This window comes from Actinoplanes sp. NPDC048791, from assembly GCF_040650095.1.
Taxonomy (GTDB): domain Bacteria; phylum Actinomycetota; class Actinomycetes; order Mycobacteriales; family Micromonosporaceae; genus Actinoplanes.
Genome location: NZ_JBEZGQ010000095.1, coordinates 1 through 15,408 on the forward strand (window position 1 = coordinate 1; position 15,408 = coordinate 15,408).

Annotated in this window: 11 protein-coding genes and 1 pseudogene; 6 read left to right on the forward strand and 6 right to left on the reverse strand. The window is 70.1% G+C overall.

Going from position 1 to position 15,408, the window contains the following annotated elements:
* Positions 1-288: pseudogene (locus tag AB0C29_RS10300) on the reverse strand (hypothetical protein); the annotation flags it as partial.
* Between the two features lie 289 nt (positions 289-577).
* Between AB0C29_RS10300 and AB0C29_RS10305 the strand changes: the two are divergent.
* On the forward strand, positions 578-2,482 hold the full coding sequence (locus tag AB0C29_RS10305; protein WP_360818035.1) for an acyltransferase family protein: 1,905 nt from the start codon (positions 578-580) through the stop codon (positions 2,480-2,482).
* Between the two features lie 339 nt (positions 2,483-2,821).
* Here the strand turns inward: AB0C29_RS10305 and AB0C29_RS10310 are convergent, their stop codons facing one another.
* The 5 genes from AB0C29_RS10310 to AB0C29_RS10330 form a co-directional block, all read right to left on the reverse strand.
* Positions 2,822-3,760: a M64 family metallopeptidase gene (locus AB0C29_RS10310; protein ID WP_360818038.1), complete on the reverse strand. Its 939-nt coding sequence runs from the start codon at positions 3,758-3,760 to the stop codon at positions 2,822-2,824.
* 85 nt (positions 3,761-3,845) lie between these two features.
* Positions 3,846-4,514 carry a response regulator transcription factor gene (locus AB0C29_RS10315; RefSeq protein ID WP_360818041.1) on the reverse strand — a complete coding sequence of 223 codons (669 nt, stop codon included), beginning with the start codon at positions 4,512-4,514 and terminating at the stop codon, positions 3,846-3,848.
* On the reverse strand, positions 4,511-5,881 hold the full coding sequence (locus tag AB0C29_RS10320; protein ID WP_360818043.1) for a histidine kinase: 1,371 nt from the start codon (positions 5,879-5,881) through the stop codon (positions 4,511-4,513). Before AB0C29_RS10320 ends, AB0C29_RS10315 begins: the two co-directional genes overlap by 4 nt.
* Before the next feature lie 20 nt (positions 5,882-5,901).
* Positions 5,902-8,361, reverse strand: a complete 2,460-nt coding sequence (locus AB0C29_RS10325) for an FtsX-like permease family protein (protein ID WP_360818046.1) — start codon at positions 8,359-8,361, stop codon at positions 5,902-5,904.
* Position 8,362: 1 nt separating this feature from the next.
* Positions 8,363-9,094, reverse strand: coding sequence for an ABC transporter ATP-binding protein (locus AB0C29_RS10330; RefSeq protein ID WP_360818049.1), 732 nt, complete (start codon positions 9,092-9,094; stop codon positions 8,363-8,365).
* Positions 9,095-9,431: 337 nt separating this feature from the next.
* Here AB0C29_RS10330 and AB0C29_RS10335 point away from each other — a divergent pair, with 337 nt between their 5' ends.
* The 5 genes from AB0C29_RS10335 to AB0C29_RS10355 all read left to right on the forward strand — a co-directional run.
* Positions 9,432-9,905, forward strand: a complete 474-nt coding sequence (locus AB0C29_RS10335; protein WP_360543635.1) for a chemotaxis protein CheW — start codon at positions 9,432-9,434, stop codon at positions 9,903-9,905.
* Positions 9,902-11,302, forward strand: a complete 1,401-nt coding sequence (locus tag AB0C29_RS10340) for a CheR family methyltransferase (protein ID WP_360818052.1) — start codon at positions 9,902-9,904, stop codon at positions 11,300-11,302. Before AB0C29_RS10335 ends, AB0C29_RS10340 begins: the two co-directional genes overlap by 4 nt.
* Entirely contained in the window at positions 11,299-11,838 is a 540-nt protein-coding gene (locus AB0C29_RS10345; RefSeq protein WP_360818055.1) for a chemotaxis protein CheW, read from the forward strand. The genes AB0C29_RS10340 and AB0C29_RS10345 overlap by 4 nt, the downstream gene beginning before the upstream one ends.
* 5 nt (positions 11,839-11,843) lie before the next feature.
* Positions 11,844-13,310 (forward strand): methyl-accepting chemotaxis protein, encoded by a 1,467-nt coding sequence (locus AB0C29_RS10350; protein WP_360818058.1) that lies wholly within the window; start codon positions 11,844-11,846, stop codon positions 13,308-13,310.
* A partial coding sequence (locus tag AB0C29_RS10355) for an ATP-binding protein (RefSeq protein WP_360818061.1) occupies positions 13,310-15,408 on the forward strand: 2,099 nt, incomplete at its 3' end. The genes AB0C29_RS10350 and AB0C29_RS10355, both read left to right, overlap by 1 nt.

A 15,408-nucleotide genomic window follows, 5' to 3' on the forward strand; every position in this document is an offset into this window, starting at 1 on the left:
CGCCGGATCGGCAACACCCCCGGGCCGGGCGGGGGCATGAGCGCCGGAGGTGGGCGTCAGTTGACCGGCGGGAGCAGCCGGATCCCCGGGTACGGCGGGCAGCCCGGCAGTCGCGGGCACGCCACCGTCGGCCGGAAGTTGCGGGATGGCCGGCAGGTCGGGCAGAACCATCGACGGCGCCGCCGGCGTGGCCGGAGTCTCCTCCGCACCCGCGGTGGTGGCCACCATGATCCCGCCGGCCAGCACCGCCGAGACCGCGGCGGTCACTACGACAGCAGGCTTGCGCATCCCGTGTGTCTCCCTTTGCCTCATGCGCCGCGCCCGTGCACGCCGCCTCCGAGGAGGACCAACGGCGGCACCACGGAACGGTGACTACCGCAGGTTTCGGCCAGTTCTCTCCCACAACCCGGCGACAGACATCCTGACCTGAACTTTCCCAGCTCCGGACAGATCACCGGCGACGCACAATCGCACTGACAATCCGGACACTTCACCCCTTCGGGGTAACCCGCCCGGGCGTACTTGTGGACCGCTCCGGAGGTGCTGGAAGGGAGGTGGGCATCGCTAGCGTGCTCCGGTGCGCAACCGCTATCTGGACCTGCTCCGCGCCGCCGCCATCGTCCGGGTGATCGTCTACCACCTGTTCGGCTGGCCGTGGCTGTCGATCCTGCTGCCCGCGATGGGCATCATGTTCGCCCTGGCCGGATCGCTGACAGCAGCATCCCTGGACCGGCGCTCGGCGGGCTCGGTGATCACCTCGCGTCTGCGCCGGCTGCTGCCCCCGCTGTGGCTGCTGGCGGTGATCGCGGTGCCGGCGATGCTGTACCTGGGCTGGACCGACGAGGACGGCGGGGACGAACCGCTGAGCTGGAAACTCGGCCTGTGGCTGCTGCCGATCGGAGACCCGCCGGGCAGCGAGAAGGGCATCGACGTCTGGGAGCCGCTCTGGTACATCCGGGCGTACCTGTGGTTCGTTGTGCTGTCGCCGTTGCTGTACCTGGCGTACAAGAAGATCGGCTGGGCCGCGGTGGCGGCGCCGATCGTGCTCATCGCGGTCCTGGACAAGACGGACTTCTCGCTGCCGTTCGGGCGGGCGGACGCGGCCATGTGGGACTTCGCGACCTACGGCGCGTGCTGGATCGCCGGCTTCGCGCATCACGACGGTCGATTGGCCCGGATCCGCCCGGGCCTGGTGGTCGCGGCCTCGGCGGTCATGGGGCTGGCGGCGTTGTACTGGCTGCGGGGGCACGCTTCGGAGTCGGGCTGGGACCTCAACGAAGTGTCGGAGTCGCAGGCGTTGTGGTCGCTGGCTTTCGTACTGCTGGCTTTGCGGTGGCAGCCGGACATGTCGTGGCTCGAGCGTCGGCCGCGGGTGGACGGGGCGGTCAATCTGCTGAATGCGCGGGCGGTGACGATCTATCTCTGGCACAACATTGCGATCGCGGCCATCTGGCCTGTTTTGACGGTGCTGGCGCTGGATGATCTTGGGGAGTTGGACGGGCCTACGGATCTGGTTGCTTCGCTGGGGTTGACGTTGTTGGCGGTGGTGGCGTTCGGGTGGGTTGAGGATTTGGCTGCTCGGCGGCGGCCTCGGTTGTGGCCTGTGGGGGGTGGGCGGCGGGGGGCTGCTGGGCCTGGGCCTGGGCTCGGGGCCGCGTCTGGGCTGGCGTCTTCGGCTGGGGTGGCGGCCGGGTCTGGGGCTGGATTGGGCCCGCGGTCCGGGTCCGGGTCTCAGGAGCGGGATAGGTCCGGGCTGGGGTCTGGGTCGGGTTCCGGGCTGGCGTCTTCGGCTGAGGTGGCGACCGAGTCCGGGTTTGGGCCGGACTCGTGGAACGGGTCCGGGTTTGAGGAGCGGTCTGGGTCTGGGTCTGAGATGGGGTCCGGGCTGGGGTCCGGGTCCGGGTCTGTCGTTTCGGATTCGGAGTTCGCTTCTCGGCCTACGGGTGATCTTTCTATGCCGGGCCAGGCCGGTTCGGGGTTGCCGGTGACTCGTTCTGCTTCTGGGTTCGGCGGTGGTGAAGTGCCGTGGGGATCGGCCGGCGCCGCACCTGTCGTGGTGGGTGACGCAGGGTTCGGGTCTCGGCGGCGGGAGTCGGTGGCCGAATTTCCCGAGGCCGAGGTGTCATTCGGCTTGCCGGAGGTTGGGCGCGGGTTCGGTGACCAGGAGGAGACTGCGGACGCCGGGCGGCATGCCGCCGTGTCTTCTGCGATAGCTCCCCCACGGTCTCCTTCTCCTCCCCCTCCTGTTGCTGGGCCAACTCCCCCAAGTACCGACCCGACTTCCCCAGGTGCCTCGCCGACTTCTCCTGTTGCCTCGCCGATTTCTCCTGTTGCCTCGCCGATTTCTCCTGTTGCCGGGCCGATGCCGCTGGGGTCTCCTGCGGCGGGGACTTCGGCGCCGGCGCAAGCGCGGAGACATGGTGACGACGACCATGCGCCGGCCGGCTCGTGGTTCGGCGGGGAGCACGACGAACCGAAGTGAGGCAGTGCGTGCGGGCGGGCCTGCTCTCCCAGGTCCGCCCGCGCCCCACTCGCCCGTTGCCGCTCGACGCGCAGTGCGCGTCCGCTGCCACTCAAACCCTCAACGCGCCCTGCGGGTCCGCTGCCGCTTAAACCCTCAACGCGCCGTGCGTGGCCGCTGCCGCTCAAACCCTCAACGCGCCGAGCGCGTCCGCCGCCGCTCACATCCTCAACGCGCCCTGCGCGTCCGCTTCTGCTCACACCCTCAACGCGCCGTGCGCGCCCACTGCCGCTCGCACCCGCGCAACGGCATGGAGCGGCCGCCATTACGCCGCCGAAAACCTGTCGCCAGGCCAGCCGGTTAGCCGGTCTTGGCGAGGATTGCGGCGGTCAGCTGGTCGACCCCGATCAGGTTGAACTCGTTGCCCAGCGATCGCATCATCGAGTTCTCGCTCGGCCTGTACACGCCTCGGTCGTAGTAGGCGGCGCCCTCGAAGGTGCCGATCACGCCACCGTCCGGTGTGGGTTTGCCCAGGTAGTCGAACCATTTGAGCCGCTGGGCGCGCATCGTCGCCTCGTTGGCCACCGAGGTGTTGGGGTCGCCCGGTTCGCCGCCGGGATAGACGGTCGGGTCGCCGCCGTACTCGTCGGCCAGGCCGCCGATCGAATGGCCGAGTTCGTGCACCACGATGTCGCCGGAGAGTGCGTTGCCGCCGCTGGACACCGTCACGCTGCCGCCTGAGCCGCCGTAGGTGGTGCTGTTGACCAGGATGAGGGCCTGGTCGGCACCCGGCGCCAGCTGGGCGTACTGCTCGGCAACTGTTTCGTCGACGCAGACCAGCCGGTCCAGGCCTCCGCACCAGAACTCGCCGTCGAGGGCGGTGTCCTTTTCAATGCCGAGGGTTGGATCGTTGTCCGATCCGGACTGGGCTGAGATCGCGTTGACCTGCCACACGTTGAAGCTGTTCTTCAGCGTCCGGAACGGCTCCACCGCGCTGAGCTGGGTCCAGCGGGCGAGGACCTGGCTGTGGAACAGCTCCTGCTCCGCGGCGGTGTAGCCGTCACCGACGAAGACGAGGTCGTAGCGGCTGCCCGGCGCGCCGGTCTGCTGGATCGTCACCACCTCGGCCGTCACGTCGACGGACTTGTGGGTCCGCGGGAGATCGGCCACCCGGACGTTCTCCTTCCGGATCGAGCCGTTCGGCGAGAACACCTCCCGCACCTCCGTCCTGGTGTCCGCAGACGCCGGCAGCTGCACCAGCCCGTAGATCGTCGCGGTCATCGCGACGGCTGCCGCCACCAGAGCCGCCCTTCGGCTTCGCACTCGTATCACGGGCGCCTCCTCGATCTCGGCAATGGAGGAACCAGGCTACATCTACCTTTATCTATGCATTGGGCCGGACCAGACCGCTCTCGTACGCGAGCACCACCGCCTGTACGCGGTCCCGCAGCTCCAGCTTTCCGAGGATCCGGCCGACGTGCGTTTTCACGGTGGTCTCGGCGACATGCAACCGCTCAGCGATATCGGCGTTCGACCGGCCCTGGGCGACCAGCAGAAACACCTCGCGTTCGCGGTCGGTGAGGGTCGCCAGCCGCTTGGCGGAGCTGTGCACCGCTGGGACCGCGGGCACCAGTTGCCCGGCGAAGCGATCGAGCAGCCGCCGGGTGACCCGGGGCGCAACGATGGCATCGCCGGCGGCGATGGACCGGATCGCCGAGAGCAGCTCGGCAGGCGGAGCGTTCTTGAGCAGGAAGCCGCCGGCCCCGGCCTGTAGCGCCGCGAAGGCGTTCTCGTCGGTGTCGAACGTGGTGAGCGCGAGCACCCGGGCTCGGTTTGCCGACGCCACCAATTCTCTGGTAGCGGCGACGCCATCCATGACGGGCATCCAGATGTCCATCACCACGACGTCCGCATCGACGTCCCGCAGCACCCGCAGTGCCTCGGCCCCGTCGGCGGCCTCACCGACGACCTCCATGTCGTCCTGTGCGGACAGAATCGACCGGAATCCGCGCCGGACGAGCTCTTGGTCGTCCACGACGACAACTCTGATCACCCGCCACCACCCCGGGCACTGGCTGCGCCGTTCACCGTGTCGCCCCCGTTCATGTCGTGCTCTTTGCCGTCATCGTTTCCACTCGACGTCCGTGGAATGGTCGCCACCACGCACCAGCCGCCATCCTCTCGCGGCCCGGCCTCCAAGGTGCCACCGTGCAGGGCGGCCCGTTCCCGCATCCCGGCCAGGCCGTGACCTGGGCGAGCAGTGACCGCCGTCGTGACCCGTCGCTTCCTGCCTCCGTCGTCACTCACCTCGACACGCATGGACTTCGGCGTGAAGGCGAGACGCAGGGTCACGGCGGCGTCGGACCCGGCGTGCCGCAGGGTGTTGGTCAGGGATTCCTGGATGATCCGGTATGCCGCAATCTCCTGCGCCCTGCTGAGGCGACCCGGCGCACCCGTGGTCTCGCGCACCACGCGCAGGCCGGACCGTGCCACAAGTCCGTCGATCTCCCTGAGCCCGATCGCTCTGCGCTCTGTTCCGTCGCCGTTCGCGCGGTCCGCCTCGGCCAGCAAACCGTCGAACGCGGCGCCGGGACCTGCGGCATCTTGCCGGCGCTCCAACCTTCGCGCCACGGCAGCCCAGGATCGATCACTCGAATGCGTTACGGGCTCGACCACCGCTTCGGGCACCGGCAGCGACGCGCCTCGCAACAGCTGGATCACCCGGCCCATGTCGTCGAGCGCTTCGCGGCCGGTCGAGGCGATCGTCGCCAGGGCTTCGCGGGCGGGCGTCTCGGATCCTTCGAGCGTGAAACCGGCGGCATCGGCCTGGACGATCATCACGCTGAGGCTGTGCGCCACCACGTCGTGGATCTCGCGGGCGATGGCCGCCCGTTCTTCGGCAACGGCGAGCAGGGCCAAGTGGTCGCGTTCGCGTTCGAGAGTGGCGGTACGTTCCTCGAGCGTCTGCACGTACAGCCGCCGGGTGCGCAGGCCGTAGGCGGTGACCCACGTCGCCACCGTCACCGCGCCCACGACCCAGAACACCACCCAGAAGTTGCCGGAACGGTTGTTCTCCACGAGAGCGGCGACCAGTACTGCGACGCCCGCACCGGCTCCGGCGACCACTCCCCAGCGGAGCTCGGGCCTGTACAGCACCGCGGCGTACATGGCGATCAGAACAGCGATGTCGAACATCCGCACGTAGCTGCTCATCAACAGGTGCAGCGGCGCCAGCAGATAGACCACGGCCACCACGACCATCGGCACGTGCCGCCGCCAGATCAGCGCAAGTGCCATGGCCAGACCGCAGATCTTGATGGGCCACGGCAGGCGGTACTCGAAGAGGGTCAGGGCAGCGACGAGCGCCGCCACGGCTCCGTCGAACAGCCAGGGTCGGATCCACGCGCCGATGCGCCACACGACCACCACGATAGAAGGCCTCATGCGTCCGCCATGGCGCTGACCACAGAAGCTCGGGCCGCTCGGCGTGAGGGCAGCACCGCCGCACCGGCTCCGGCCACTGCCGCGATGAGCACGAAGCTCAGGAGTTGCCCGCCCGGAACGGTCAGCAGCGCATCGGTGGAACCGAAGGCCGCCTCCGACGCCAGCCAGCCGTAGAGCACCCCGAACGCCACTCCGACGACGGCGCCGGCTGACGCCATCAGCAGGGCCTCGACGAGCAGGGTCGCGCGCAGCTGACCCCGGGTCAGGCCGAGTGCGCGGACGAGAGCCGACTCCCTGGTGCGTTCCAGGACGGAGAGGGACAGCGTGTTGGTGATGCCGACCAGGGCGATGACCAGCGCGAAGCCCAGCAGGACCGCGATGATTCCGAGGATCTGCCGGATGGCAGCGCCGCGCTCGGCACGGACCGAAGCGAGGTCGTCGACCTGCACCAGCGGATGCGCGGCCAGGGCGGCATCGATGCGTTGCCGTGCGGCTGAGGTGTCGCTGCCGGGTGCCGACCGGACCAGGATCAGACTGTCGTCCCGCTGCGACGGGTAGAGCGCCGCGAAGTCGCTGGGCCACAGGATCACGTCGCCGACAAGGCTGGAGGCCTCGACCAGCGCGGCGATGCGCACTGTCTGCTTCCGCCCTGCGGCCGAAACCGTTAGCTCGTCACCGACCTTGCCTTGACCTGTCGCTGCGAGCGCTGAGCCGGGTCCGAAGTCAGCCAGCCGTCCGGCTGTCACCTCGGGCCGGTACGCCGTACCGATCGCTGCGCTGTCCAAACCGGCGATTGTCACCGTGTCGCCGGCTACCCGCCCGTCAGCCTGCTTGACCTTGGCGACCAGGTCGAATGTCCGGTCACCGGTGAGGCCCGCACCAACCGCCGGCGAGATGCCCCGCTGCCCTTCGGCCGGGGTGAGCAGATAGTCGACCGGATACGCCTCGTTGAGCTGAGCCTCCGCCGTGCGGTCCACCGTGGCGGCGATGGTGCTGCCGCCGGCCATCAGCCCCACACCGACGAGCAACGCGGCCGTGGTGGCAGCCGTACGACCGGGGTTGCGCCGGGCGTTGGCGACCGCCAGCCGTGCGGGCACACCGAACAGACGACCCGGCAGCCACCCCAGCGCGGCGACGAGCCTGCCGATGACGAGGGGCGAGATCAGCAGCAAGGCCAGGAAGTTGCCGATGCCGCCGGCCACCACCAAGATCATCGCCGCTTCGGGCTGGTCCAGTCGCAGCCCCGCCACCGTCGTCAGCGTGCCGGCCAGCGCCACCAGAGCCGCGGCGACGATCAGCACGCGCCGCGATCTGCCGGTGGCGGGCACCACCATGCGCAGGGCGGCGACCGGCGGGACTCGGGTGGCCCGGGCCGCGGGAACCACAGCGGAGACCATGGTCACGAGCGGCCCGAGGAGGAGTGACACGAGCAGAGGGTAGGGCGTGAGGACGAGGCCGCCGGCCGGCAGCCGGACCCCGAGCGCCGCCGAGCCCTTCAGCAGCCCCCACGCGACCGCGTATCCGAGCAGGATGCCCAGCATCGCACCGGCGATGCCCACCAGGGCGGAGTCGGCGAGCAGTGAACGCAGGATCTGACCTCGGCGCGCGCCGACGCAGCGCAGCAACGCCGTCTCCCGTTGCCGCTGGGCGACCAAAATTCCGAACGTGTTGGCGATGACAAATCCGGCCACCAGCACCGCCACTGCGGCGAACAGGTACAAGCCGATCGCCAACCCGTTGATCTGCGCGAACGCTTGCTGGGCGAGATCGTGGCGGAACTGATCGCCGGTGCGGGCCGACGCCGCGGCCGGCACCGGCAGGCGATCGCGAACTGCCTCCGGATCGACTCCGGCGCTGACGGTGGCCACCACGTTCCGGTAGCCGGTGGCATCGGTGAGCCGAGTGAGGGTGGCCCGGGTGACCACGGTCGTGGAGACGTCTCCGGTGATCGCGACGATGCCGACGATACGCAGTGTGCGGCGCTGCTCCGAGGCGTCCAGGACAGTGGCGGAGTCACCGATCCGGTAACCCGTGGTTTCCGCTGTCTTGTTGTCTATCGCCGCTTCACTGTCGGAGGTGGGCAGGGAGCCTTCGCTGAGGTCGTACGAACGCAGGGTCGGGTCGTCGCCGACGTCGATGCCGTAGCCCGGAGTGCCGAAGGTCGCCACGAGGCGGCCGTTGCGGTCGAGCAGTGGTAGCCCCTCCCGCATGCGGCCGGTGGCCGACGCGACGCCGTCCGTGCGGCGCACGGCATCCAGATCGGCCGGGGTGAGGCGGGCGCCCGACGCGGCGGAAACCACCACGTCGACGTTGCGCGCCGCCCGGGCGAACTGGTCGACCAGGGCACTCTTGGCGCTGTCACTGAAGATCATCGTGCCGGCCACGAACGCGACGGCGAGCACGATCGCCAACCCGGTCGGCACCAGGCGGCGCGGGCGCAGTCCGGTCCGTCGCACGTCAGGCCCCCAGCCGCTGGAGCCGGTCGGCGACGCCGTCCGGGGTGGGCGCCCGAAGGTCGTCGACGATGCGCCCGTCCGCCAGCACGACCACACGGTCCGCGTATCCGGCGGCGACCGGGTCGTGGGTCACCATCACGACGGTCTGACCCCACTCCCGGACGCTGCGCCGCAACAGGTCGAGCACACCGGCGCCGGTCCGGGTGTCCAGGCTGCCGGTCGGCTCGTCAGCGAACACCACGTCCGGACGGCTCATCAGCGCCCGCGCACAGGCGACCCGCTGCTGCTGGCCGCCGGAGAGCTGGGCCGGGTAGTGGTGCAACCGATCGGCCAGACCGAGGTCGGCCGCGACCTGCGCGAGGCGCTGACGCTCCGGGCGACGCCCGGCGAGCTCGCCAGGCAACAGGATGTTCTGCTCGGCGGTGAGCGTCGGCAGCAGATTGAAAGCCTGGAAGACGAACCCGATGCGGTCGCGGCGGAGCACCGTGAGGTCGCGGTCGGCCAGGCCGGTCAATTCGACGCCGCCGATCAGGATCGATCCGGACGTCGAGGTGTCGAGGCCGGCCAGCAGGTGCATCAGGGTGGACTTGCCGGAGCCGGACGGGCCCACGATCGCGGTGAACTGCCCCGCGGGGAACGTGACGCTCACCCGGTCGACGGCTGTCACCGCTGTCTCGCCCTCGCCGTACACCTTGACGAGCTCGTCCGCCCGCACGGCGTGCGTGGTGGTCATCTCGGCCTCCTGTTCCTGTGGTCGGAGGCGAATCTATGGACGAACGGGCATCGGCCGCGTCGTCATCAGGAACGGTCTTGGCGTACTCCTCAAGGAGGACACGAGCGTTGCGCGTCCTCCTGAAGTCCACGACGGGATCGTCGCGCGGGCGGACGACAGGCGACGCGTACGAGTCGAAGCTGAGCGGGTGCAGTTGCCGCGGCCGATCACCGAAGGGGTCCGGCGTCCGGTTGCCCCGACGTGACATCTGTGCCGCATGGGACCCAGCAGACTGAAACATTCTCGCTAATGAGGGAGAAATGACCGCTAGCCTGAGCGAATGGTGCAGCCCGGACAAATGGCGCCACCTGCAGAGGAGCCTGCGGGCGACAGCTCGCTCGTCTTCCGAGCCGGGCCGCTGCTCTGCGCTCTTCGCCTGGACGAGGTCATCGAGACCATGCGGCCTCTGGCCACCCATCCCCTCGCCGGCACTCCCGCGTTCGTGAAGGGCATCTGCATCATGCGGGGCATCCCCACCCTGGTGATCGACGTGGCCCGGCTCCTCGGCGGGGCCGACGCCGAGGTGTCGCGCTTCGTCGCGGTGCGGACCGAACGTGGCCCGGTGGCGTTCGCGACCGGTGAGATCCATGGCGTGCGGCCGGTCAGCACGGGCACCGAAGGACGCCATGAGGCTCTGCTCGGGGACGCGCCCGCCCGTCTCATCGCCGCCGTCGGCACGATCGACGCCGCGCCGGTGCTGCTGTTGCAGAGCATGCGGCTCGTACCCGATGAGGTCTGGGCTGCCGCAGCCTCCCTGGCGGTGACCTCATGAGCGCTTCCGCGGAGGTCACGATGTTCCGTGGCCTGCTCGCCACGAAGCTCGGCTGGACGTTCGACGACAACGATACGTCCCAGCTGGCCGAGGTGCTCGGCAAGCGGTCGGAGACGCACGGACTCAGCCGCTCCCGGTATCTGGGCCGGCTGGCCCGGGAGGACTGGGACGACGAGCTGACGACGCTGGCCGAGGACCTGACGATCAACGAGACCTACTTCTTTCGCCACGGTGAGCAGTTCCGCGTCCTCGCCGAGGTGGCGCTGCCCGAACGGATCGAGACCCGCTCGACCCAGCGGGTGCTGCGGATGTTGTCGGTGGGCTGCTCCTCGGGCGAAGAGGCCTACACGATGGCGATCGTGGCGCGCGAGACGCAGCCGGGCCCGGACTGGATCATCTCGGTGCAGGGGCTGGACGCGAATCCCGCCGTGCTCCACCGGGCCAGGACCGGCCGGTATTCGGCCTGGTCGTTGCGCGAGACCCCGGACGCGGTGCGGCAACGCTACTTCCACGCGAACGACGGCGAGTTCGAGCTGGACGCCGGCATCCGGTCGGCGGTGCGCTTCCAGCAGTACAACGTCGCGACCGACGACGAGGTGCTGTGGCGCCCGGACCAGTACGACGTGGTGTTCTGCCGGAACCTGCTGATGTACCTGACACCTCAGGTGCGCGAATCCCTGATCCAGCGGATGACCAGGGCGCTGTCGCCGGGCGGATACCTGTTCCTCGGGCACACCGACTCGCTCGGCAGCCGTCCGGACGGGCTCGAACCGCAGCACACGCGCCACACGTTCTACTACCGTCGGCTACAGCACTCGGTTCCCTCCGCCGACGCAGTGCCGGCCTTCACCGCGCCGACTCGCGGTCATGTACCCGTGCCGCCTGGTCCGGTGGAGTCCAGCGTCCATGACCGTGCGATGCGGCTGCTGCTGGACGAGCGCTTCACCGAGGCGCTGCGCCTGATCGAGGCCGAGCCGACAGACGGGCGCGCTGCGCGTGATGTCCTGCTGCACGGCGTGCTCCTGGCCCACGCCGGCCGCCTCGAGGAAGCCGAGATGCTGTGCCGGCGCCTGCTCGACGTCGACGGGCTCTACGCCGACGCCCACCACCAGCTCGCGGTGTGCCTGGAGGGCGGGGCTGCCGTGGATGTGGCGATCGGGCACTACCGGCTGGCCGCGTACCTGGATCCGGACTTCGCCATGCCCCGCCTGCGGCTCGGCCTGCTCGCCCGGCGCCGGGGCGAGAACCGGATCGCCGTGCCCGAGCTGGACCGGGCGCTCGGCCTGCTCCGCCGGGAACGCGACGAGCGGATCGCACTGTTCGGCGGCGGCTTCGGCCGGATCGCCCTGACCACGCTCTGCCGTGCGGAGCTCGACGCGTGCGGGGCGCACCGATGAGCCCCAGTGACGTCAAGAACCGCCTCGCCGAGTTGCGCGACGACTTCGATCGTTCCTTCACGGAACCGGCGCGCCAGCATGACGCCGAGCACGCCGAGCTGCTGGCCGTCCGGGCCGGCGGCCGCCCGTACGCGTTACGCCTCTCGCAGGCCTCCGGGGTGCACTCCGACCGCCCGGTCACGCCGTTGCCCGGACCGCAGGCGGCGCTGCTGGGCGTCGCGGGGTTCAGCGGCGCGATCGTGCCCGTCTACGACCTCGCGGCACTGCTGGGGCATCCCGTGCCCGACCGTCCGCGCTGGCTCGTGGTCGCCGCGGGGGCTCCACCGCTCGCACTGGCGTTCCACGATCTCGACGGTCACGTCCGGGTGCCGACCTCGATCATCGTCGACGAGGCCGACGGCAACACCGGACGCGACGTGTTGCGCGGCATGGTCCCGCTGCCGGGTGGCATCCGGCCGATCGTGGACCTGCTGTCGGCCCGCGCGGTCGTCCATCAGCTGACCGGACACACCACGTACAACACCGAGGAGCGGTGACGGGCATGGCCAAACGTACATTCGGCAACAAGCTCGGGCTCGGATTCGGGCTGACCGTGGCCCTGACCCTGATCATGGGCGCGTCCTCGGTGGCCGCGCTGTCCATCGTCGTGGACGCCAAGGACGACGCGATCCGGGAAGCCGTCGACGATCTGGGCAGCGCCGAGCACCTGACGACCAAGGCGGAGAGCCGGATCAGCGACTATCGGGCGTATCTGCTCAACGGCAACGAGGAGTATCTGAACCTCACCACGCAGGACCGGGAGGAGTTTCTGGGACTGGTGGTGCGGTTGCGCGGCACGCTCACCGATCGCGCCGCGATCTCCCTGCTGGAAGCCGTCGCCACCGCGGAGGCCCAGCATGCGGCGGTCCTGCAGCCGGTCATCGAGAAGCGCAAGACGATCACCGACCTGAAGACCATCAGTCAGCTCAACGCCACTGAGGTCGGCCCGGCCCGCCGGGCACTCCAGGAATCGATCTCCGCTCTGACCGCCAAGGTCCGCGCCGACGTGGAGACCGCCCGACGCCAGTCGTCAGCCCGGGCCACCCAGGGCATCATCCTGATCATCGTGCTCGGCCTGCTCGCCATGGCCTGCGGTGCCTACATCGCCTGGCGGCTCAATCGCGACCTGCGTCGTGAGGTCGGCGCCGCTGTCGGGCACATCCAGAGTTCGTCGGCCGAGCTCGAGGCGGCCGCCGCCCAGCAGGCGACCGGCGGGCGCGACCAGGCGAGCGCGATGAGCGAGATCACCACGACCATCAGCGAACTGCTGATCACGTCGCGGCAGATCGCGGAGAGCGCGCAACGGGTGTCGAAGATCGCCGAGGATACGGCTGACGCTGCGCAGACCGGCGATGCCACGATCGACCAGACCCGGGCCTCGATCTCCGCCATCCGTTCCCAGGTGGACCAGATCGTGCAGCACATGCTGGCGTTGGGTGAGAAGTCCCAGCAGATCGGCGGCGTCGTCGACCTGGTGTCCGAACTCGCCGAGCAGACCAACATCCTGGCCATCAACGCGACCATCGAGGCCAGCGGCGCCGGCGAGTGGGGGCGGCGGTTCGCCGTGGTGGCCGAGGAGATCCGCAAACTCGCGGACCGTACGGCAGGGTCGGCCAAGGAGATCCGCGCGCTGATCGACGACGTCCGCGGGGCGGTGAACACCACGGTGATGGCCACGGAGATCGGCGCCAAGAGCGTGGACGCGGGTTCGCGGCAGTTCGACGACGCGACCAGTTCGTTCCGGCGCATCGCCCAGCTCGTCGCGACGACCAACGACGCCACTCGCGAGATCGAGCTGTCGACGAAGCAGCAGACCACGGCGGTCGAGCAGGTCAATGTGGCCGCCTCCGACACCGCGCGGGTGACCCGGGAGACGGAGGCGAGCGCCGTGCAGACGAAACAGACCGCCGCGCACCTGTCGAGTCTGTCCGGTGACCTGCTCGACCTGGTCGGCACCGGTCGGCGCTGATGAGCCAGGATCCGCTGCGGTACTTCCGGGTCGAGGCCCGCGAACTGATCGACCAGATCAGCGCGGGCGTCCTCGACCTGGACCAGCAGCCCGGGCCCGACCTGGTCGCGCGGCTGCTGCGCTTCGCGCACACCCTGAAGGGCGCCGCCCGGGTGGTACGCCAGCAGGAGATCGCCGACCGGGCGCACGCCTTCGAGGAAGTGCTCGTGCCGCACCGCAGCGCCGGCGAGCCACTGCCCGCGGACCAGATGCGGGAGTTGTTGCGCCTCAACGACGAGATCGAGGAACGGGTCGCCGCGCTCGAGCCTCAGCGGCCGCAGGCGCAGCCACCCTTGCGGTTCCCGCCGGGAATGACTCCGGGGGGTGCGAGCCCCTCCCCCGGCCTTCGAGCTTCTGGCGATCGGGGTGCGGGACCCGGGCGAGCCGCGGAGCAGGAGGATGAGTCCCGGACAGGCAACGCGCGGCTGCCCGAGAGTGAGCCAGGGAGCCTCGGCGCGCAACAACATGACGGCGATCCGGGACGCCCGGTCGGGGGCCGAGCTGACGACACAGCGGCCCACAGCGGGCCTCAGGCCGAAGAGGTCGTCGGAGCGACCAGCGCGTCGCAGCACGACGACGAACGTCGGATCCAGGTGCCGGGTGTCCATGGTAGACAGCATCAGCAGAGTGATCAGCCGCAAGGCGCCGCACCGCAGACCGACAGTGGCCGAGAAGATGTCGACAGGTCTGAGATCAACAGGCGCCAGACGGCCTATCCGTCCGCGGCCGGCGACATGGGCGGGATCGCCACAGCTGCGGCGTCCGCAGCTCAGCCGGCGCCGGTCGACGGACCGGACGATCACCGGCCGAAAGCAGGCGACGGCACCCGCCACTCCGAACAAGGTCGGTCCGCGGCAGACGTTCCCGGCGGTGCCGAAGCAACGGCGAAGAGCGAGGAGGCCGCCAAGACCCCCTCGCATCCCGATGCCGCGCCCGCCGCGCGCGGTGCGACCGCCGATGTCGATGAGCTTCTCGATGCCGTCGGCGAGGCCCACGCTCGCTTCGCTCCGTTGCGTACCGGGGGGCATGCTCTTGATCAGTTGACCCGTTCCGCGGAGGCTCTCGCCGACCAGCTCCGCGTCGGGCGCACCGCCGCGCACACCGATGCGGCCCGGGTTGTCGCCGCCCGTCTCGCCGCGGACCTCGGTGCGCTCGGCAGGCGGATCACCGACACCGTCGAGCAGGTCGAGCGGGAGCTGGACGAGGTGCGGGGCCGGGCTGAGCGGCTGCGACTCGTGTCAGCGTCGAGCATCTTCACCGGCCTGCACCGCGCGGTCCGCGACGCTGCCGACGCCCAGGGCAAGCGGGTGCGGTTCGAGGGCAGGGGTGGCGACCTGCGGCTGGATCCGCAGGTGTTGACGCTGGCCAACAACGCATTGCTGCACGTCGTTCGCAACTCGGTCGCGCACGGCATCGAGCCTGACGCGGACCGTCTGGCGGCCGGTAAACCCGTCGAGGGCCGGGTGGTCGTGGAGGTCGAGCGGCGTGGACGGTACGTGGCTTTCCGGTGCACGGACGACGGACGGGGCTTTGATCTCGCGGCGGTCCGGCGCACCGCTGAGGCCCGTGGGCTGCTGATGCCCGGTGGGACGCCGCCCGACGAGCAGACGCTGGTCGAGCTGGTCCTGCGTGGCGGCATCAGCACCTCCCCGACGGTGACCGAGGTGGCCGGCCGGGGCATCGGGCTCGATGTCGCCCGGGACGTCGCCGATCAGCTCGGGGGCGAGGTATCCGTGCGGACCGAGGCCGGCCGGGGCGCCGCTGTCGAGCTGGTGCTGCCGCTCGCGCTGATGTCGATGCACGGGCTGATTCTCGAGGCGGCCGGGACCATCGCCACTGTGCCGCTCGACTCCGTACGCACGTGCGTACGGTTGCTGCCGGAGCAGGCCACAGCCGCAGCCGTCACCGGAAAGATGGCGCACGACGGCGAGGCAGTGCCGTTCCTCCCGCTGGCCCGGGCGCTGTACGCAGGCACGACAGTGCCGGATGGCGGCGGGCCCACCGTCGCCGTCATCGTGGGCACCGACGACCAGGCCGTGGCCGTCGGCGTCGACCGGCT

What these genes read in the sequence shown, in the direction of transcription:
- AB0C29_RS10330 (WP_360818049.1), bottom strand. Translation starts at nt 9,094, where the DNA reads ATGACCACCACGCACGCCGTGCGGGCGGACGAGCTCGTCAAGGTGTAC.
- AB0C29_RS10335 (WP_360543635.1), top strand. Translation starts at nt 9,432, where the DNA reads ATGGCGCCACCTGCAGAGGAGCCTGCGGGCGACAGCTCGCTCGTCTTC.
- AB0C29_RS10340 (WP_360818052.1), top strand. Translation starts at nt 9,902, where the DNA reads ATGAGCGCTTCCGCGGAGGTCACGATGTTCCGTGGCCTGCTCGCCACG.
- AB0C29_RS10345 (WP_360818055.1), top strand. Translation starts at nt 11,299, where the DNA reads ATGAGCCCCAGTGACGTCAAGAACCGCCTCGCCGAGTTGCGCGACGAC.
- AB0C29_RS10350 (WP_360818058.1), top strand. Translation starts at nt 11,844, where the DNA reads ATGGCCAAACGTACATTCGGCAACAAGCTCGGGCTCGGATTCGGGCTG.